Here is a 19,340-nt window from a genome sequence, read left to right as displayed (position 1 = left end):
CCCACGTCACCACCACCGTGCCCGTTCCCGCTCGAACGCCCTCTTGAGCGCTCGCTCAAATAGTCGTACCCTCCGTTTGAGCGAACGCTCAAACGGGGAGGTCAACATGATTCAGGTCGATGAACCGACAGCGCCAACAGCACCCACACCACAACGGACCACCGCCCACTGGACCTTGGCCGGCCTGATCACGCTCTTCGGACTGGTCCTCTTCATCGCAGTGGTCCGTCAGGGCCGCGCCGACAGCGCCGTGCTCTTCGTGGCACTCCCGGTGCTTCTGGCCGCCGCCCTCGCACTCACCCCTCGCCGGACGGCCCACGGCAAGGTCTTCGCGGCCACCACGATGGCCCTGTTGCTGGCGGCGGTGGCGCTGCACGAGGGAGCGATCTGCGTCATCCTGGCCGCCCCGCTCGTCTACGCCGTGGCCCACGGCACCACCGCGCTGATCCGCGCCCTGCAGGACGCCAACCGGGCGTACGCGATCGTTGCCGTGCCACTGCTGCTCCTGCCCGGCATGGAGGGCAGTGGCATCGCTCCCCGCCTCGACCCGGAGCAGAGGGTCGAGGTGACCCGGGTCGTCGAGGTTCCCGTCGACCGGGTGGCAGAGCGCCTCGCCGCCGGCCCGCGCCCGACCGCCGTCCGGTCCGCGCCGCTGCGACTGCTGGGCGTGCCCACACCCGGGCAGGTCAGCGGCGACGGCCTCGACCCTGGCGACCGGTGGATGTTCGGCTACCACGGCAGCGCGCACGGCCCGGGCGGCCACCTGCTCGCCGAGGTCGAGGATGTCGCGCCGGGACGGGTGGGCTTCCGCTTCGTCGAGGACAGCTCCATCACCGCGCGCTGGTTCACCTGGCAGCACGCGGAGCTGACCTGGCGGGCGATCGATCCCGGGCACACCGAGATCACGGTCCGGGTCGACTACACGCGGGGCCTCGACCCGTCCTGGTACTTCGGCCCGATCCAGCAGGTGCTGCTCGGTGCCGGGGTCGGGCACCTGCTCGACATGCTGGCGTTGGAGTGACCGTCGCCCGCTGGTTGAGCCTGGCGCTGCCGCTTCTCGCGGTGCTCGCCGTCGGCGCCCGAGATCGGGACCGCGCCTCCCGTGCTGCGGCGCTGTTGGCGTTCGTGACCGCCGGGATCGGCATCGCCGCGCTGCACGAGGTCGCCCGCCTGGCCGGCTGGTACACCTTCACTCCGGTCGACGGCGCCTACCGGGGGATGCCCGTGGACCTGTGGATCGGCTGGGCCGCCCTCTGGGGCCCTCTGCCGGTGCTGTTGCGCCGGGTGCTGCCCCTGCCGCTCGCCCTGGGTCTGCTGCTCTGGGTCGACACGGTGGCGATGCCGGCGCTGCACCCGCTGGTCCACCTCGGCCCACACTGGCTCGTCGGAGAGGTGGTCGGGCTGCTCCTGGTGGCCCTACCCGCCCAACTGCTCGGCCGGTTCTGCGCCGACCGCCGGCACCTGGGCGCGCGGACGCTGCTCCAGGTAGGCGTCTTCGCCATACTGCTGCTCTGGTTCCTGCCCACCCTGGCCTTCGAACTCGGCGGCGGATCATGGGCCGGGCTGACCGGGCTGAACCGCACCGGGCTGCTGGTGGTGGCGCAGTTGGCCCTGCTGGCGGCCACGCCAGCGCTGGCCGCCGTCGCGGAGTTCGCCGTCCGGGGCGGTGGCACGCCGTACCCGTGGGATCCGCCGCGTCGACTGGTCACCACCGGCCCGTACGCCTACCTGGCCAACCCGATGCAACTCGCCGGCGTGGCGTTGCTGCTGCTCACCGCCGCGGTGACCCGGAGCGTCACCCTGGTACTGGCTGCGGTGTCGACAGCAGCGTTCGGTGCGGCGGTGGCCGGGCCGCACGAACAGAGCGACCTACGTGCCCGGTACGGGGACTCCTGGCGGTCGTACCGGCGGCAGGTCCGCGACTGGTGGCCCCGCTGGCGGCCGTACGTCTCCGGAACGCCCGCGGTGCTCTGGCTGGACGACGACTGCGGGGCCTGCGCGGCCACCTGGCGGATGTTGGCCCGGCGGCACCCGGTGGGGCTGCGGATCCGGCCGGCCCGGGAACACCAGAACGTGCTGTGGCGGGCGGAGTACGTAGGCGGCGACGGTCATACGGAACGGGGGGTGGCCGCCGTCGCCCGCGGACTCGAACACGTCCATCTCGGCTGGGCCGTGGTCGGTTGGACCCTACGGCTTCCCGGTGCCACCTGGCTGGCCCAACTGGTCACCGATGCGATGATCGCACCGCCGCACCCGGCCCGCCCGCAAGGAGAGCCATGTCCGACACCAAGCAACGTCTCCTTGACGGCGCCATCACCGCCATCCGCGAACACGGCATCGCCGGCGTCTCCGCCCGCACCATCGCCGCCGCCGCCGGAGTGAACCAGGCCCTGGTCTTCTACCACTACGGCACGGTGGACGACCTGCTCGCGGCGGCCTGCCGGGACGCCACCGCCAAGCGGGTCGAGCACTGGTCGGCACGTCTGGCCTCGGCCGGGTCGCTGCGCGATCTGCTCGCTGTCGGGCGTGCGTTGCACGAGGAGGAGCGTCAACTCGGCAACGTCAGCTTCCTGGCCCAGATGTTGGCGGGGGCGCAGGCGGACCAACGGATGGCCGCCCCCACGGCCGGTGCGCTCCAGCTCTGGGTGGACGAGATCGAGGCCGTGCTGCGCAGGCTGCTCGCCGGGTCCCCGTTCGCCGAGGTCGCCGACGTGCCCGGCCTGGCCCGTGCGGTCTCGGCCGCGTTCATCGGGCTGGAACTCTACGACGGGGTGGACCGGGCCGGCGCCGACCAGGCGATGGCCGCGCTCGACCAGCTCGCGCTGCTCCTCGAGATCGTCGACGACCTCGGGCCGATCGCTCGCCGGGCGCTCCAGGCAAAGGTCAGCCGGGCGACGCGGCGGACCTGATCCGCGCTCAGGCGGCGGCGAGGATCTCGTCGCCGATGGCGGTGAGCTGGTCGGCGCCGACCTCGACGGCCGCCATGTAGTGGCGTAGCCACGAGCGCAGCCCGTCCGGAGTGCCGGTGGCGAAGGCGCCGGCCGAGCCGACGTACTCGGGTTCCCGCTTGCGGTGGCCGACGTCGACGGCGAGCAGGCCGCGCGGGTCGAAACCGCTGGCGAGCAGCACCAGCCGGGCGGCCCCGCGGGCCACCACCCCGGACGGCCCGGCGAACGGACGCAGGTTCAGCAACTCCCCGTGTACGACGGCAGCCAGCACCAGTGGGGAGACCTTCGTGCCGCCAGCGACCAGCCCAGCCAGCCCGTCCAGCCGGGTGGCGACCACCGGATCGGGCACCGGGCGACCCAGTTCGGCCTCGGGCACGATGTCCCGGGCGGCGAGTACGTGCAGCTTCGCGAGAGCCTGCCGGGGCGCCTTCGGCCAGAGTTCGCTCAGGCCGGGCAGGGACCCGGCGACCCGCAACGCCCCTTGGAGCACCGGGTCGGTGACGGTCCCGGCCCGGACCTCCTCACGCTCGTGGACAACTCCCTCGAGGGCGGCGCTGGCCACCGCGGAGCGGAGGCTGACCTCGGCGGCGACCTGCCCACCGTGCCGACGTAGCGCACGGTGGCCGAGCGCCTGGTCGAACCGCTCGCGGGCACGCTCGACGGCGGCGGTGATGTCGGCGAGCGCGAGCAGGGGTGCGAGCGGGTCGGTGGTCACCCCGCCACGCTAGCGACCCGGCCCGGCCGTCCGAGCCGCACCCGCCCGCAACGCGACCTGTGCCATCCGACCCGGCCGCACACAACCCGCCGCGCCGTCCATGCCCGCCCGCCACGCCACGCACGACCCGTACCGCCGGGCTGGCCACACCACGCCCCGCCACCGAGGCGATCGGAGCAAGGTCAACACGAGATCGCCGATGTCGCGGCATCCGACCCAGCCGGACACCGCAATGTCGCCGATCTCGTGTTGATCACGCCACCCGGGCCGGGCGCGGGCGGGCGGGACACCGGGTGCGGCCGCCGTCGGGCGCGCGGCAGAGGCCGCTCGGCGCGACGGAACGGGTAGCGCTCGCCGGTCGAGGGCCCCGCGACTACCCTCGTGCCCATCGAGACGCAGGTCACCCCGAGGACGAGGAGTCACGGCATGAGCGAGGCATTGGCAAATCTGCTGAACGAGACGCGCCAGTTTCCTCCGCCGGCCGAACTCGCCGCGCACGCCAACGTCACCGTCGACGCGTACGCCGAGGCGGAGAGCGACCGGCTCGCCTTCTGGGCGAAGCAGGCCGACCGTCTGGCCTGGTCGAAGAAGTGGGACGAGGTGCTCGACTGGTCGAACCCGCCGTTCGCGAAGTGGTTCGTCGGCGGGCAGCTCAACGTCGCGTACAACTGCCTGGACCGGCATGTCGAGGCGGGCCGGGGCGACAAGGTGGCGATCCACTGGGAGGGCGAGCCGGGCGACACTCGGACCCTCACCTACGCCGACCTGCACGAGCTGACCTGTCAGGCGGCGAACGCGCTCACCGACCTGGGGGTCACCGCCGGTGACCGGGTGGCGATCTACCTGCCGATGATTCCGGAGGCGGCGGTCGCCATGCTGGCCTGCGCCCGGATCGGCGCGGCGCACAGCGTGGTCTTCGGCGGCTTCTCCGCCGACTCGCTGAGCAACCGGATCCAGGACGCCAGCGCCAAGGTGGTGATCACCGCGGACGGTGGTTACCGGCGGGGCAAGCCGTCGGCGTTGAAGCCGACCGTGGACGAGGCGGTGGAGAACTGCCCGTCGATCGAGCACGTGCTGGTGGTCCGCCGTACGGGTGAGGACGTGGCCTGGACGGCGAAGGACCACTGGTGGCACGAGACGGTGGAGACGGCGTCGGCCGAGCACACCGCGCAGCCGTTCGACGCCGAGCACCCGCTGTTCATCCTCTACACCAGCGGCACCACGGCCCGGCCGAAGGGCATCCTGCACACCACCGGCGGCTACCTCACGCAGGCGTCGTACACCACGCACGCGGTCTTCGACCTGAAGCCGGAGACGGACGTCTACTGGTGCACCGCCGACATCGGCTGGGTGACCGGCCACTCCTACATCGTGTACGGCCCGCTCTCCAACGGCGCCACCCAGGTGATGTACGAGGGCACCCCCGACACCCCGCACAAGGGCCGGTTCTGGGAGATCGTCGACAAGTACGGGGTGAGCATCCTCTACACCGCTCCGACCCTGATCCGGACGATGATGAAGTGGGGCGAGGACATCCCGGCCGGCTTCGACCTGTCGTCGCTGCGGGTACTGGGCAGCGTCGGCGAGCCGATCAACCCCGAGGCCTGGATGTGGTACAGGCAGCACGTCGGTCGGGGTGAGCTGCCCGTCGTGGACACCTGGTGGCAGACCGAGACGGGCGCCATCATGATCTCCCCGCTGCCGGGGGTGACCGCGGCCAAGCCGGGCTCGGCGATGACCCCTCTGCCGGGCATCGTGGCCGACGTGGTGGACGACCAGGGCCAGTCGGTGCCGAACGGCGGTGGTGGCTACCTGGTGCTGCGTGAGCCGTGGCCGTCGATGCTGCGCACCATCTGGGGTGACGACAACCGGTTCATCGAGACGTACTGGTCGCGGTTCGAGGGCATGTACTTCGCCGGGGACGGGGCGAAGAAGGACGACGACGGGCACATCTGGCTGCTCGGCCGGGTGGACGACGTGATGCTGGTGTCCGGGCACAACATCTCCACCACCGAGGTGGAGTCGGCGCTGGTGTCGCACCCGTCGGTGGCCGAGGCGGCGGTGGTGGGCGCGACCGACCCGACGACCGGCCAGGCGATCGTCGCGTTCGCCATCCCGCGCGGCAGCACCGACATCGCTGGCGAGGCCGGTGAGCAGCTCATCACGGACCTGCGCAACCACGTGGCGAAGACCCTCGGCCCGATCGCCAAGCCGCGCCAGATCATGTTGGTGCCGGAGCTGCCGAAGACCCGCTCGGGCAAGATCATGCGCCGGTTGCTGCGGGACGTGGCGGAGAACCGGTCGCTGGGCGACGTGACCACGCTGCAGGACTCGTCGGTGATGGACCTGATCTCCTCGGGGATGAGCGGCGCGAAGTCCGACGAGGACTGACGGCAGGCGTACACCTCGGAGGGTGGCGGTCCGGACGGACCGCCACCCTCCGTCATTTCTTACGGGTACGGCGCGCGGCGTCTCACCAGCGTCACATCGGTCGGTCGGCTGAGCCCGGAAAGGCTGAACGGACACAGGCGGCGGGTCACCTCTGTCCTTTCGGCCAGTTGTGCCTTAGGTTCACGCGGGTTGGGACAGTTCGACATTCATCACATCGATGATCGGTGACGCCAACGTCCTCCTCCCCATGCCCGAGAAACGGAGCGGCATGAACCACAAACCGCAGTCCGGGGCGCGACGACGACTACTCGTCGCGCTACCCGCCATCGCCCTCGTGGCCTCGTCACTGACCGTGACCGGCAGCGCGGCGGCCCAGTCGTCCCCCGCCACCCCCGAGGCGGTGATCGGGGCCGACGAGCACTACATCAACTACGCCGAGCCCGAGGTGCAGACGGACACCACCGGCCGCGAGGTCAAGGGCAAGGGTGGTGTCTACACCCCCGGCGTCGACGCCGCGCGAGCGTTCGACCAGAAGCACGCCCGGGGCAACCCGGTGACGGCCCGCCAGTTGGCCAAGATCGAGGCCAAGTCGCTCAAGACGGGCAAGAACCCCCGGAAGATCAAGAAGGCGCCCACCACCCAGACGGCGAAGCTGCTGACGCTGCTGGTGGAGTTCAACGACCAGGCGAACGACGACTTCACCGGCGTGATGGTCCCCAAGACGGTGTTCGAGGACCGCACCTGCGTTCCCGGCACCGTCCAGAACGGCCCGAAGCACAACAACATCGCGAACCCGGCGACCCTGTCCCACGAGGACAACAACTCGATGTGGGTGCCGGACTTCTCGCCGTCGCACTACGACAAGATGCTGTACAGCAAGAAGGGCATCACCGAGCGGGTCCGCACGGACCTGAAGGGCCCGGACGGCAAGCGCGGCATCGACCTCTCCGGCCGCACGATGCACAACATGTACCTGGAGATGTCCAAGAACGCGTACACGGTCGCCGGGCAGGCCAGCCCGTGGATCACCGTGCCGCACTCGGAGGGCTGGTACGCGGCCTCGCGCTGCTTCCAGGACGAGAGCGGCAACTGGGTCGCCGGCCGCCAGCAGGCGATGAACGGCCACCCGGACAACCCGGCCGGCGCGGGCCGGCTGGCCACCGACGCGATCGACGCGCTCGCCGCGCAGGACCCCAACTTCCCGTGGGCCGACTACGACATCGAGGACCAGGCCGACCGGGACGGTGACGGCAACCTCTTCGAGCCGGACGGCGTGATCGACCACCTCGTGCTGGTGCACGCCGGGCAGGGCAAGTCCCGTGGTGGCGGCACCGAGGGCACGTACGCCGTGTGGGCGCACTCCTCCTCGGTCGCCGGCGGTTACACCATCCCGGGCACCAGCCTGAAGGTGTCGAACTACATCGTGCAGCCCGAAGACGCCGGCGTCGGCGTCTTCGCCCACGAGTTCGGCCACGACCTCGGCCTGCCGGACCTCTACGACACGTCCGGCAACGCCGACTCCGACGTGGACTTCTGGGACCTGATGGCCTCCGGCTCACACTCGGGTGAGATCTTCCAGGCGCTGCCCACGCACATGGGCATCTGGGACAAGTGGGTGCTCGGCTGGGCCGACCCGCTGACCGTGACGCCCGGCTCACGCCCGCGCACCGTGGAGGTCGGGCAGACCTCGCGTACGCCCGTACGCACCGAGGACGGCATCAAGGTCGACCTGCCGGACAAGGTGACCACGCTGGCCACGCCGCACAGCGGCACGAAGATGTGGCACAGCAACAACGACCAGGGGTGGGCCGACGTCAAGCTCAGCCGCTCCGTCGACGTGCCGGCGGCCGCCGACGCGAAGTTCTGGATGTGGAACAACTACATCATCGAGCAGGACTGGGACTACGGCTTCGTCGAGTTGTCGACCGACGGCGGCACGACCTGGGCCGAGCAGAAGGTCTACAGCGAGGCCGGCGCCGTGGTCACCACGCCCGACGGCTACCCCGACCCGAACGGCCGGATGAACGACTTCGGCGGCAAGAAGTACGGCCTGACCGGCAGCACCGACGGCTGGCGGCACGACTACGTGGACCTGTCGGCGCACGCCGGCACGACGGTCCAGGTGCGGCTGCGTCTGGCCACCGACGAGGCGTTCGAGGAGCGCAACTGGTTCGTCGACGACTTCTCGGTCACCGGCGGCGGCGCCACGACCTGGAGTGACGACGTCGAGGGCGGCGACAACGGCTGGACCGCCACCGGCGGCACCTGGGTCGACACCACCGGCGCGGGCTGGAAGGTGAGCAGTGGCACTGAGGTGCACGCGCACTACTACCTGGCCGAGTGGCGCAACTTCGACGGCTTCGACGAGGGCCTGAAGTACACGTACGACACGATCTACTCGCACGAGGCGTGGAAGGTCGACCGGATCTCGTACAACGCGCCGGGCATGCTGGTCTGGTACCGGGACACCGCGCTCGGCGACGTCAACCACGTCACCGGACAGATGACCGCCCTACCCAGCTACGGGGCGAAGGGCGGGCTGCTCATCGTCGACTCGCACTTCGACCCGTACCGGCGCACCGGCGAGGCGGCGGTGAAGGACCCGTCGGTGACGGACAACCTGCCCAGCCGTCCGCAGTCGTCGAACGCGGCGTTCTCGCTGAAGCCGACGTACCCCTTCACGGAGTGCCTGGAGGCGGCGGACGAGCCGTACAGCGCGTACTGCACGAAGTTCAAGGCGCTGCCGCCGGTGAAGGGTTTCACCGACGCCAAGGGCTGGTACCCGGGCATCGAGATGCGTGACGGTGCCGCGTACGCGCGGGACAACGACGCCTCGGTAGTGCTGCCGTCGCGCGGCAACGCGCCGTACACCACCCGGGTCACCTACCCGGACGGTCGCCCCGCGCCGGAGTTCTACGGCGTGACGCTGGGCGGCGGTGCGATCGTGCTGGGCACCGGCAACCCCGGGGACCAGGGCGTGAACTACGGCGTCTCGCTCACCATCAAGAAGGCGGCGAAGGACAACACGTCCGCCACGATCCACGTCACCTCGGCGAGGCAGTGACGGTTTCGCGCAACTGACAGCAGCGGTATCGGTGGGGCCGGTGGCGGGAACGCCTCCGGCCCCACTGTCGTACACCCGATCACGCTTATCGAAATGCATCGCTATATGCGCTCGCGGCTAATCGACCCTGGTCAACGCGCAGATGAGGCGCACGGGTGTGACGGTGAAAAGCATTCCCAACAAAATCTTGCAACAAATCGACGCGTTCGTCTTCCCAGCCGACCCAGCAGTGTCTATGTTCACCATTGGTCCCACTAGTGGGATCGATCTATCCCCGGCCCGTACCCCCGTTGGGTCGGTTCCCTCACACCGGAGGTACCACGTGCGCAAAGTCGCAGTGGGTCTGCTCGGGCTCTCACTGACGGCGACAGGCCTGGCGTTCGGCCCGTCCGCCTCGGCAGCGCCTGCGCCCAAACTGCCGGCAGCCTCGACCGCCGCCGAACCGCAGCTACTGAAGGACGAACTCCCCGACAAGCTCGAGGCCAAGCGCCGTGCGCTGCGCGAGCAGGGTCTCAGCGACGTGCTGAGCGGTCGCAGCAAGCCGATTCAGCGCAACGGCAGCACGGTCGTCAAGGTCGGCAAGGTCGGCAAGGGCCCCAAGGCAGGCCCCAAGGCAGGCCCCCAATCCGCCCCGCAGCCGACCCAGGACCAGTACGTCGAGCTCCAGCGCGAGCGGACCGACAAGATCTTCGTGATCCTGACCGAGTTCGGTAACCAGCGGCACCCGTCCTACCCGGACAAGGACCTGAACCCGGACATCGCCGGGCCGACCACCTTCGAGGGGCCACTGCACAACCAGATCCCGCAGCCCAACCGGGCCGTGGACAACTCCACCATCTGGCAGCCGGACTTCAGCCCGGACCACTTCCGCCAGCTGTACTTCGGCACCAACCCCGGCGACGAGTCGCTGAAGCAGTACTACGAGGCCCAGTCCTCCGGCCGCTACACGGTCGAGGGCCAGGTCACCGACTGGGTCAAGGTCCCGTACAACGAGGCCCGCTACGGTCGCTCCGACGACCCGAAGGCCGACGACGACCCGACCGGCGACCCCGCCGTCTGCGGCGACAGCGTCTGCTCGAACAACTGGGCGCTGATCCGCGACGCGGCCAACCAGTGGGTCGCCGACCAGAAGGCCAAGGGCCGGACGGACGCGCAGATCGCCGAGGAGATGCGGTCCTACGACCAGTGGGACCGGTTCGACTACGACGGCGACGGCGACTTCAACGAGTCGGACGGCTACATCGACCACTTCCAGATCGTCCACTCCGGCGGCGACCAGGCCGACGGTGACCCGCACCAGGGCGAGGACGCCATCTGGAGCCACCGCTGGTCGGCGTTCAACAGCTCGCCGGTCGGCCCGCCGAACTTCCCGATCGGTGGCACCCAGATCGGCAACACCGGCGTCTGGATCCGCGACTACACGATCCAGCCGGAAAACGGTGGCCGCAGCGTCTTCTACCACGAGTACGCCCACGACCTGGGCCTGCCGGATGACTACGGACCGGCCGACAACAACAACGAGCACTGGACCCTGATGGCCCAGAGCCGGCTCGGCGCCAAGAACGACGCCGGCATCGGCGACCGTGGCGGCGACCTCGGTGCGTGGAACAAGCTCCAGCTCGGCTGGCTCGACTACGAGGTGGTCGTGGCGGGGCAGAAGCGCACCCTGGACCTCGGCCCGCAGGAGTACAACTCCGCCAAGGCGCAGGCCGTGGTGGTGGTGCTACCCCAACGGGAGTACACGTTCAACTACGGCGCACCGTTCGAGGGCTCCAAGCAGTACTTCTCCGGTAACGACGACGACCTCAACCAGACCATGACGAGGACGTTCGACCTCACCGGCAAGTCCTCGGCGGCACTGTCGCTCAAGGGCAAGTACGCCATCGAGGAGAACTACGACTTCCTCTACTTCGAGGCCTCGACGGACGGCGGCCAGACCTGGGTCGACCTGGACGGCACGGTCAACGGCCAGCCGATCGGCGTCGACGGCGCCGGCCGCCCGGCCCTGGACGGCAGCAGCAACGGTGCCTGGGCGGACATCAACATCCCGCTGACGTCGATCGCCGGCAAGGTGGCGCAGGTCCGCCTGCACTACGTCACCGACGGTGGTGTCGCCGATGGCGGCTTCTTCGGTGACGCGATCACCGTGACCGCCGACGGCCAGACGGTGTTCAGCGACGGTGCCGAGACCGCCAACGCGGGCTGGGCCCTGAGCGGTTGGTCGGTGGTCGGCGCTACCTACAGCCGGCTGTTCGACAACTACTACATCGCCGGCAACCGGTCGTACGTCTCGTACGACAAGTACCTGAAGACGGGCCCGTACTTCTTCGGGTACGCGAACACCCGCCCGGACTACGTGGACCACTACGCGTACCAGGAGGGCCTGCTCATCTCGTACTGGAACACCCGCTGGACCGACAACAACACCGTCGCCCACCCGGGTGAGGGTCGGAACCTGTACATCGACGCGCACCCGCGCCCGATCTACAACCTGACCGGTGCCCCCTGGCGTGCGCGCATCCAGGTGTACGACGCGCCGTTCAGCCTCAAGAAGGCCGACTCGTTCACGCTGCGCCTCAACAGCCAGCCGCAGTACATCCGCGGTCAGGATGCGGAGCCGCTGTTCGACGACACCAAGAAGTACTTCTACGAGGAGCTGCCGAACCACGGCGTCAAGCTCCCCGCAGCCGGTGTCAAGATCAAGGTTCAGGAGCAGAACGGCACTTCGATGAAGATCCGTATCTCCTAGTTCCTCAGCAGTGACGACAGCGGCGCCCGGGCTTCCCCGGGCGCCGCTGCCGCTTCCGGCACCGGCGGGCCGACCATGCCTGGCCTCGCCTCCCGCCGGAACCGCAGCACCCTGATCAGCGTCAAAGAGGCGTGCCGACAACCGCCCGCGCCCTGGTCCTGCTCCTTCCACTGCTGACCATGGTCGCGTGCGCCAGCCCCGGGGACGGCGGCACGCCACCCGAGGACCGCCCCGCCCCATCCGCCACCCCGCCCCCGCCGAGCGCGACCCCGACGCCATCGCTCGCCCCGCCCAGCCCGTCAGCACCGACCGCCACCGCCGCTCCGGTCCGGCCGCCGCTGTCCGCCACCGAGCCGCCGACGATGCGTCCACCCGTCGCCAAACCGAGCCCGCCCAGCGACCTGCGGCAGACCGACCTGGTCAGCGGCACCGTCACCCGGGGCGGCACCGGGCCCTGCTACGGGCTCGTCAGCGAGGACGGAATCGAGTACGCCCTGCACGGCCCGGACGCCGGCGAACTACGGACCGGGAGCTTCGTCACGCTGCGGCTCGGCCCGGCGCGGGCACGCATCAGCTGCGGCCCGGGCCTGGCACGAAGCATCGTGTCCCGGTGAGCCGTCGAACGGTTGCCGACTGAACAGCGGCCACGGCGGACGGGCCCGGGCCGCGCGCTGGGCCAGGGCACCTAGGCTGGGTGCATGACCGACCAGCGCGGCGATGCCGTCGACGAGTCCTGCGTCCTCACCGAGGGGCCATGGACGCACCGCTTCGTCGGCGCCAACGGCAGCCGCTTCCACGTGGTCGAGGCCGGCACCGGCCCGATGGTGCTGTTCCTGCACGGCTTCCCCGAACACTGGTGGGCCTGGCACCAGATGCTTCCCGCGATCGCCGACGCCGGCTTCCGGGCGGTCGCCGTCGACCTACGCGGCTACGGCGCGAGCGACAAACCACCCAGGGGGTACGACGGCTACACGCTCGCCGCCGACATCGCCGGGCTGATCCGCGCGCTCGGTGAGCGGTCGGCGACGATCGTCGGCAGTGGCGTCGGCGGCATGGTCGCCTGGACGGTGGCCTCGTTCCACCCATCCCTGGTCCGCCGGCTGGTGGTGCTGGGGGCACCGCACCCGCTGCGGCTGCGCGCCGCCATCTTCGCCGACCCGCGTGGTCAGTTCGCCGCCTCCACCCCCGCGTTGAAGTTCCAACTCCCCCGCTACGAGCACGTACTGACCCGGGACGGCGCGGCGGCCGTCGCGGAGATCCTGCGCCGCTGGAGCGGGCCACGGTGGGCGGCTGGGCCGGACTTCGAGGCGTACGCCGAGCGGTGCCAGGAGGCGATGCGTATCCCCCAGGCCGCGTTCTGCGCGTTGGAGGGGTACCGCTGGGCGTTCCGCTCGCTGCTGCGGCTGCACGGTTACCGGTTCGTCCGCCTGATGCAGAAGCCCCTGGTCACCCCGACCCTGCAACTGCACGGCGCACGGGACGTCGCCGCCCTGCCGCGGACCGCCCTCGGTTCCGGCCGGTACGTCGTCGCACCGTACGAGTGGCGGCTGCTCGACGGGGTGGGGCACTTTCCACACCTGGAGGCCCCGGACCTGGTGCTCGGCGAGATCCTGCGCTGGGCCAAGTCCTGAGCTCAGACCCGCTGTTCCCGCAGGTCGGTGACCTCGGCGGCCGGCGCCCAGCCCTGGTAGACACCGAAGTCGAAGACCTCCAGCCGCATCGCCTCGGCCACCGGCCAGCGACCACCCGTGTACTCCACGCGAAGCCAGGCGTCGTGCTCACCGAGCACGATGAACGGCTGCCCCTGCCACGTGCAGGTGGTCCGCACGTACGCCAGGTCCTCGATCTCGCTCGCCGGCAGCACCCGCACGTACCGGCCAGGACGGACCTCCTCGAAGCCCTCAGCCGGCTCCGGCTGGTACAGCCGGATGTCGTCGCCGTCCGGGCTGGCCTGGTACTCCCGGCCCCGCCAACGGGCCACGTAGCCGTCCCGCATCACGCCTCCCCGACCCGTCGCCACACCACCGCGTCCGTGTCGAGCACCGCGACCACCCGCTCGGTGCCGTCCCCGCCGATCCGCCAGAGCTGCGCGCCGTGCGGGAGCCGCACGCTGTCCACCTTGAACTCCGCCACAACGTCGCTGCTCTCGCCCGGGGCGAAGCCGTTGCCGCGAAACGGCGGACGCTCGATGACCCAGCCCTCCATGGCACGCATCGCCGCCTCGTTCTGCCCCCCGTACGGGATCCGGTAGAGGCTTGGCCGGTGAGCCGGCCAGCGCAGCACGTAGATCTCCTCGGCGTCCCGTACGAACGGCGATTCCGGATAGCTGAGACCGAGCGCGTCGTGCAACTGGGCCGGCGTGGTCAGGTGGGCCAACTCCCCCGCGCGGTGCACGAAGCCGGAGACCCGGTCGTACCCGCGCTCCAGGTAGTACGCGAGCTGGCTCGGCGCGATCGCCTTCTGCATCACTGTCGGTCGGGTCGGGTCGACGGCCGCCGGGGCGTACCGGGGACGGGCGGTGGGTTCCTCCACGGCGGCCGGCTCCTGCGGATCCACCTCGAGGTCGTCGCCGAGCCCCACCTCGGCAGCCCAGTTGGCCAGCGCGACGATCTGCTCGCCGGGCAGCTTGGCGCCGACCGGAGTGCCCGGATTGACGGCGAACGACCAGTCCTCGTCCGGCCAGCGCCGGATCAGCTGGGCGAACTTCACCCGGACCGTGTCGACGTCACCCTCGGCATGGTCGGCGAGGCGCTCGGGCGAGGTGTAGACCACGACGTACGTCTCGCCGTCGAGCTGCGCCGTGCGCCAGACGAATCCCGGGTCACCGGGCCGGCTGCCGCGCGCCGAGTCCGGTGCCGCCGGCAGTAGGACCCGGGCCAGCAACAGGGTGGACAGGAACGTGTCCGTGCTGCCGGCACCGGCTGCGTTGAGCAGGTCCTCCTCGACCGTGTTGGCCGGCTCGAACTCCACCGGCGCGGGTCCGTCGGCTGGCGGGCGTTGCCCGTCCGCGACCGTGCGCTCTCCGCTGTCGGCGGCGTCCGCGTCGGTGCGTGCCGTCTCCGGGCCGCTGCCCACGAGGGGTCGGTGAGGCGTTGCATCGACGTCCGCGTCACCGATCCGGTCCGCGTCTGTCTCCGGGCCGCCGGTCCAGCCCGCACCGCTCATGCCGACCGGCGGTACGCCGAGGTCGGCGGGATCGTCCGGGGCACCGACGCGCTGGTCGGCTCGCGAGCCACCCAGGTCAGCATCCACCGGGCCGCCTCCGGCACCCTGGCCCACATCCACCGGGCTGCCCCCGGCATCCTGGCCGGCGTCTGCCGGTGCGAACAGGATCGGGCCGGTGGCCGCAGGTTCGAACAGACCCGCGTCGGATGACGTGGTGCGGAACGAGGGCGGCGCGTCGAACAAGGAAGGGTCGGGAGCGGGCGCGGGAGCCGAGTCCGGAGCGGTCGCGCTGAACAGGGACGAATCGGGAGCGGGCGCGTCGGGCGGAGCCGAGTCCGGAGCAGCCGGGCCGAACGGGGCCGGGTCGGGAGCGAACGCGCCGAACGGTGGTGGGGCGGGGGCCGGGTCGGGCCGTCGGGGCGCCTCGACCGGGGCGTCGGCCTCGGGCACGTCGGTGAGATCGCGGGACGCGACGATGGTGCCCTCGATGACGATGGGCGTGAAGCCGCGGCGCGAACCGAGTGGACCGGAGACCGGTTCCGCGATGGTTGGCGGCAACTCCTCAGCCGGCTCGAACCGTCGCGGATCGACCGGCCGGCCGCGCGGGATCGCCTGGGTCTCGTCCGCCGAGGGAGCGGGTCGGGCCAGCGGAGGCTCACCTGCGGCCGGACCGGGCACCCGGAAGGCACGGGTGGGCTCCTGAGCCAGCGGATCGGGCCGACGGGGCGGCAGAGGCTGGGTGAGTTCTTCGTTCGCCGCGGGTGCTCGTACCCCTCGGGGTGCACCCAGGTCGCCGGCCGGCGGCCGTGGCGGCCGGGCGGTGTTCGGTGGCGGCATCGGGAAGGCCCGGGTGGCACCGTCGTCGTCGGCGGGGCGGCGGCGCGGGAAGGGCTGGCTGCCACGGCTGAACCGGGACGGCGGCGCCGCACGGTCGCCGGAGCGGACGTCACCGGAGGTGGGGCCGGGCGGCCGGCCCCGGCCCGATGTCGGCTCGAAGAAGGAGCGCCGACCGTCCTGGGCGCTGCCGTTGGTAGCGGCCGGTCCGTCGGTGTCGGCAGCCGGTCGGCTCGCGGGCGGCCAGGCCCGACCGGGGGCAGAGGGGTCGTTCGGGACGACAACGGGCTGGTCGGGGGGAGTCAATGCCGCGTACCGGGACGCGCCGGGTACGGAGACCTCACCGTGCCGGGCGGGCCGGGGCGGGTCGGTCGGGTGCCGCTGACCGGCGTTGGGCATGTCGTCCACGCCGGATCGCCGCGACAGCTCACCCGGGCCGGGTGTGCGGGTCGACGCGCCCGGTCCCGGGGGCACCGCGCCCGTCTGCGCGGACCGCCCGGACAGGGTTACCGTCGGTTCCGACCCGGAAGGCGCCGGCCCGGTGACGGGTGCGGCGTCCCGGCCGGTCGCGCCGGCTCTGGTGCGGGCCAGGGTCTCCGCCCGTTCCAGTCGGGCACGGGCACCCATGGCGCGGCCGGGCAGCCGGACATCCCCCCGGGAGAGTTGCGAGACGAACCAGGCCGGCAGGTAGCCCTCGACAGGCAACCCCGGGTTGACCGCGAGCCACCACTCGTGGTTGGGCCACCCCAGGGCGAGGTCGGTGAACGGGACACGCCGGGTGCTGCCGGCGTGCTCGCCGAGGCAGGCTCGCAGTGCGGCGGCAGAGGTGAAGGCCAGCACGTGGGTCCGGCCACCCGTGGTCCAGGTGCCCCAGCCGGAGGGCGCCTGACCGGGCAGCGCCGGCGCGGAGACCGGCAACAGCAGATCAGTGCGGGACAGGAGGCGGAAGTAGAGCTCCTGATCGTTGGCGCGCAGCGCGTCCCGCATCGCCACCTCGGCCTCCGTGGCCGGCTCCCATTCGGTCACGGCCACCTCTCCTTCCGAGAACAGGCCACAGGTATCGCGTACAACCTACAAGGTGGTATCAAGATCACAATGGCTGGCCGGCGGCGGCCCGCCGGGGTGTCGGCGAGGCGATAACATCCCGTTCCGTAGCCGACACGATACGGAGGCCGTCGATGTCGCGGTCGATTGCGCGTCCGGTCCTGGCCGGTCTGTCGGTCGCCCTGCTGACCGGCACGGCCCTTCCGCCCGCCGATGCCGACGCCGCCGTCCGGGAGGTGCCGGCCTGCACGACCCCACTCGCGCCCGTCCGGCCGGTCGCGGCCACACCCTGGCCCCAGCAGCGGTACGACCCCGCACGGCTCGCGCCGCTGACAAACGGCGCCGGAGTGACGGTCGCGGTGGTCGACTCCGGGGTCGACCGGGTGCACGCTCAACTGGCCGGGCGGGTGCTGGCCGGCACCGATCTGCTCGATCCCGGCGGGGACGGCGGGCGGGACTGCGCCGGCCACGGCACCGGCGTGGCGAGCATCATCGCGGCGGCCCCTCGACCCGACATCGCCTTTCACGGCCTCGCCCCGGGTGCCCGGATCCTGCCGGTACGGGTGAGTGAGCAGCAGGTGGTGCAGGGGCGGGAATCGGGACGTACGGTCAGCGCCGGCGAGTTCGCCCGCGCGATCCGGTGGGCCGTCGACCACGGCGCCGACGTGGTGAACCTCTCCGTGGTGCTGTACGTCGACGACCCGCAGGTCCGCTCCGCCGTGCGCTATGCCGTCGACCGGGACGTGGTGCTGGTGGCCGCAGCCGGCAACCTGCACGACAGCGGCGACCCGCGCCCGTTCCCCGCCGCGTACGACGGGGTGCTCGGGGTTGGCGCGATCGGGTCGGACGGCACACGGGCGACGTTCTCCCAGATCGGCGCGTACGTCGACCTGGTCGCACCGGGCAGTGACGTGCTGGTGGCCGCGCCCGGTCAGGGCCACCAACGGGTCGAGGGCACCAGTTACGCGGTGCCGTTCGTGGCCGCGACCGCGGCGCTGCTGCGGTCGTACCGGCCCGAGTTGACCGCCGCTCAGGTGGTGGAGCGGATCGCCGCGACGGCCGATCCGGCACCCGGCTCGGGGGACGGTGGCGGGTACGGCGCCGGTGTGCTGAACCCCTACCGGGCGGTCACCGAGACCGGCGGCGACCGGGATGTTGCCCCTCGGCCGGTTGCCGCGCTCGCCGACGACCGGGCCGACCCGGCGTTGCTCGCCCGTCAGGCTCGCCGGGCGACGGCCCGGGACCGGGCTCTGGGGGTCGGCGCGGTGATCGGCGGGACCGCCGTCGCCGTGGTGTTGCTCGCCCTGGTGCTGCCCCGAGGGGCACGCCGACGTTGGCGCCCGGCCGACCCGGCCTGACCCCGGCACCGCGCGCACCAGCATCGGCTCAGCAGCGGCGCACCGGCGCCCTCCCGGGCCGCGCACACCAGCACCGCGCATCCCGGCACCGTGCACCCCCGGCATTTCGCCGAGCCACTTCTGGATGAGGAGCGGCCGGGGGCGCTGACCCGGGCACGGTCAGCGCTCCCGGGCCGCCGGGTTCACTGGAACAGCCCGGTGTTCTTCTTCTCGGTGTCCAGATAGTCCGCGGCGGAGTCGTCCACCGCCAACTTGATGGCACGCAGCATTGCCTGTAGGTCCTGCGAGGCGGACCGCCACCGCGCCTGGCGCTGCTCGTACGCCTGTTGGGCCCCGCCCGTCCAGCCCGCCACCAGCGGGGCTGCGTCCCGTTCGAGCTGACCGAGCTGCGAGTCGAGCGTGTTCAGCGCCCTTTGGATGTCCGCGCCGGCCTGTTGCAGCGCGGCGAAGTTGACGACCAGCACACCATTGTCCATCGGAGCTCCCTCCCGAACGGGTCAGAGCGGCAGTTGGATGCCGCCGCGGTTGGTGCCGGCCAAGCGGCTGGCCGCCTCGTCGTCCGAGACGTCGTACTGCCGGCCGGCGGTGCGGATGGCCCCGGCGGTTTCCCGCAGCGCCCGGTGCAGCGCCGCCTGGTCCTGCGACCACTGCCGCTTGACCTGCTCGAAAGACCGCCCACCGGCGCCACGCCACGCCTGTTGCAACACCTCCAGCTCGGCCAGCAAGCCGGTCAGCATGGACTGCAACGACTGGTCCGCCTGCTCGAACTTCGCGGCGGTCTGCTGCATCACCGCTGCTTCTGCCTGGGTCTGAGACACCCGGACGTCACCTCGTCTCCTCGGTCGTTTTCTGGCCGTCGGCGCGCTCACCGTGGGGGCGCGCCGCTCGCGTGGCCCGGTCGATGAGCACGGTGGACGCGGGTCAGCGATGAACTTCGTGGCTGACGGTAGCGGCCCGGTTGCGGTTCTGCTACCCCGCAGGTCTCCCCTGTGGACAACCACGGCAGCCATCGGTCGCCTACGATGTGCCGCAGCCACGTCGCGGCGCGTGACGGGTCGCCGGGCGACCCGGC

14 protein-coding genes are annotated in these 19,340 nt (G+C 71.4%); 9 read left to right on the top strand and 5 right to left on the bottom strand.

The window, feature by feature from the left end; all coding sequences use genetic code 11:
* Nucleotides 1-106: 106 nt before the first annotated feature.
* Genes ABZ780_RS06045 through ABZ780_RS06035 form a run of 3 tightly spaced genes read left to right on the top strand, consistent with a single transcriptional unit; the run spans nucleotide 107 to nucleotide 2,909 of the window.
* On the top strand, nucleotides 107-1,021 hold the full coding sequence (locus tag ABZ780_RS06045) for a hypothetical protein (RefSeq protein WP_357484628.1): 915 nt from the start codon (nucleotides 107-109) through the stop codon (nucleotides 1,019-1,021).
* The gene (locus ABZ780_RS06040; RefSeq protein WP_357484625.1) at nucleotides 1,018-2,382 is read left to right on the top strand and encodes a methyltransferase; all 1,365 of its coding nucleotides are present in this window, start codon (nucleotides 1,018-1,020) and stop codon (nucleotides 2,380-2,382) included. The genes ABZ780_RS06045 and ABZ780_RS06040 overlap by 4 nt, the downstream gene beginning before the upstream one ends.
* Nucleotides 2,277-2,909 carry a TetR/AcrR family transcriptional regulator gene (locus ABZ780_RS06035; RefSeq protein ID WP_357004039.1) on the top strand — a complete coding sequence of 211 codons (633 nt, stop codon included), beginning with the start codon at nucleotides 2,277-2,279 and terminating at the stop codon, nucleotides 2,907-2,909. The genes ABZ780_RS06040 and ABZ780_RS06035 overlap by 106 nt, the downstream gene beginning before the upstream one ends.
* Nucleotides 2,910-2,916: 7 nt before the next feature.
* Here the strand turns inward: ABZ780_RS06035 and ABZ780_RS06030 are convergent, their stop codons facing one another.
* Complete coding sequence (locus ABZ780_RS06030; RefSeq protein ID WP_357484622.1) at nucleotides 2,917-3,663, bottom strand: oxidoreductase; 747 nt, start codon at nucleotides 3,661-3,663, stop codon at nucleotides 2,917-2,919.
* A gap of 426 nt (nucleotides 3,664-4,089) precedes the next feature.
* On the opposite strand from ABZ780_RS06030, the gene acs reads away from it, so the two are divergent.
* From acs to ABZ780_RS06005, 5 genes are all read left to right on the top strand, one after another.
* A complete protein-coding gene (gene acs / locus ABZ780_RS06025; protein ID WP_357484620.1) occupies nucleotides 4,090-6,054 on the top strand; it encodes an acetate--CoA ligase in 1,965 nt (654 codons plus the stop codon).
* Nucleotides 6,055-6,322: 268 nt separating this feature from the next.
* Nucleotides 6,323-9,118: an immune inhibitor A domain-containing protein gene (locus tag ABZ780_RS06020; protein WP_357484617.1), complete on the top strand. Its 2,796-nt coding sequence runs from the start codon at nucleotides 6,323-6,325 to the stop codon at nucleotides 9,116-9,118.
* A gap of 337 nt (nucleotides 9,119-9,455) precedes the next feature.
* On the top strand, nucleotides 9,456-11,867 hold the full coding sequence (locus ABZ780_RS06015) for an immune inhibitor A domain-containing protein (RefSeq protein WP_357485313.1): 2,412 nt from the start codon (nucleotides 9,456-9,458) through the stop codon (nucleotides 11,865-11,867).
* Between the two features lie 131 nt (nucleotides 11,868-11,998).
* Nucleotides 11,999-12,481: a hypothetical protein gene (locus ABZ780_RS06010; protein WP_357004026.1), complete on the top strand. Its 483-nt coding sequence runs from the start codon at nucleotides 11,999-12,001 to the stop codon at nucleotides 12,479-12,481.
* Nucleotides 12,482-12,565: 84 nt separating this feature from the next.
* Nucleotides 12,566-13,498, top strand: coding sequence for an alpha/beta hydrolase (locus tag ABZ780_RS06005; protein ID WP_357484615.1), 933 nt, complete (start codon nucleotides 12,566-12,568; stop codon nucleotides 13,496-13,498).
* A 2-nt stretch (nucleotides 13,499-13,500) separates the two neighbouring features.
* Here ABZ780_RS06005 and ABZ780_RS06000 read toward each other — a convergent pair whose 3' ends face one another.
* Nucleotides 13,501-13,866: a hypothetical protein gene (locus tag ABZ780_RS06000; protein WP_053652250.1), complete on the bottom strand. Its 366-nt coding sequence runs from the start codon at nucleotides 13,864-13,866 to the stop codon at nucleotides 13,501-13,503.
* Nucleotides 13,863-16,892 (bottom strand): SseB family protein, encoded by a 3,030-nt coding sequence (locus ABZ780_RS05995; protein WP_357484612.1) that lies wholly within the window; start codon nucleotides 16,890-16,892, stop codon nucleotides 13,863-13,865. Before ABZ780_RS05995 ends, ABZ780_RS06000 begins: the two co-directional genes overlap by 4 nt.
* A gap of 152 nt (nucleotides 16,893-17,044) precedes the next feature.
* Between ABZ780_RS05995 and mycP the strand changes: the two genes are divergently transcribed.
* Nucleotides 17,045-18,268, top strand: coding sequence for a type VII secretion-associated serine protease mycosin (mycP, locus tag ABZ780_RS05990; protein ID WP_357484610.1), 1,224 nt, complete (start codon nucleotides 17,045-17,047; stop codon nucleotides 18,266-18,268).
* 182 nt (nucleotides 18,269-18,450) lie between these two features.
* On the opposite strand, the gene ABZ780_RS05985 is transcribed toward mycP, so the two are convergent.
* Together ABZ780_RS05985 and ABZ780_RS05980 are read right to left on the bottom strand one after the other, a co-directional pair.
* Complete coding sequence (locus ABZ780_RS05985) at nucleotides 18,451-18,744, bottom strand: WXG100 family type VII secretion target (protein WP_357004015.1); 294 nt, start codon at nucleotides 18,742-18,744, stop codon at nucleotides 18,451-18,453.
* A gap of 21 nt (nucleotides 18,745-18,765) precedes the next feature.
* Nucleotides 18,766-19,086 (bottom strand): WXG100 family type VII secretion target, encoded by a 321-nt coding sequence (locus tag ABZ780_RS05980; protein ID WP_357004013.1) that lies wholly within the window; start codon nucleotides 19,084-19,086, stop codon nucleotides 18,766-18,768.
* Between the last annotated feature and the right edge of the window lie 254 nt (nucleotides 19,087-19,340).

It is taken from the genome of Micromonospora sp. NPDC047467 (genome assembly GCF_040643095.1).
GTDB lineage: Bacteria > Actinomycetota > Actinomycetes > Mycobacteriales > Micromonosporaceae > Micromonospora.
This window is presented reverse-complemented; position numbering and strand designations above follow the sequence as displayed.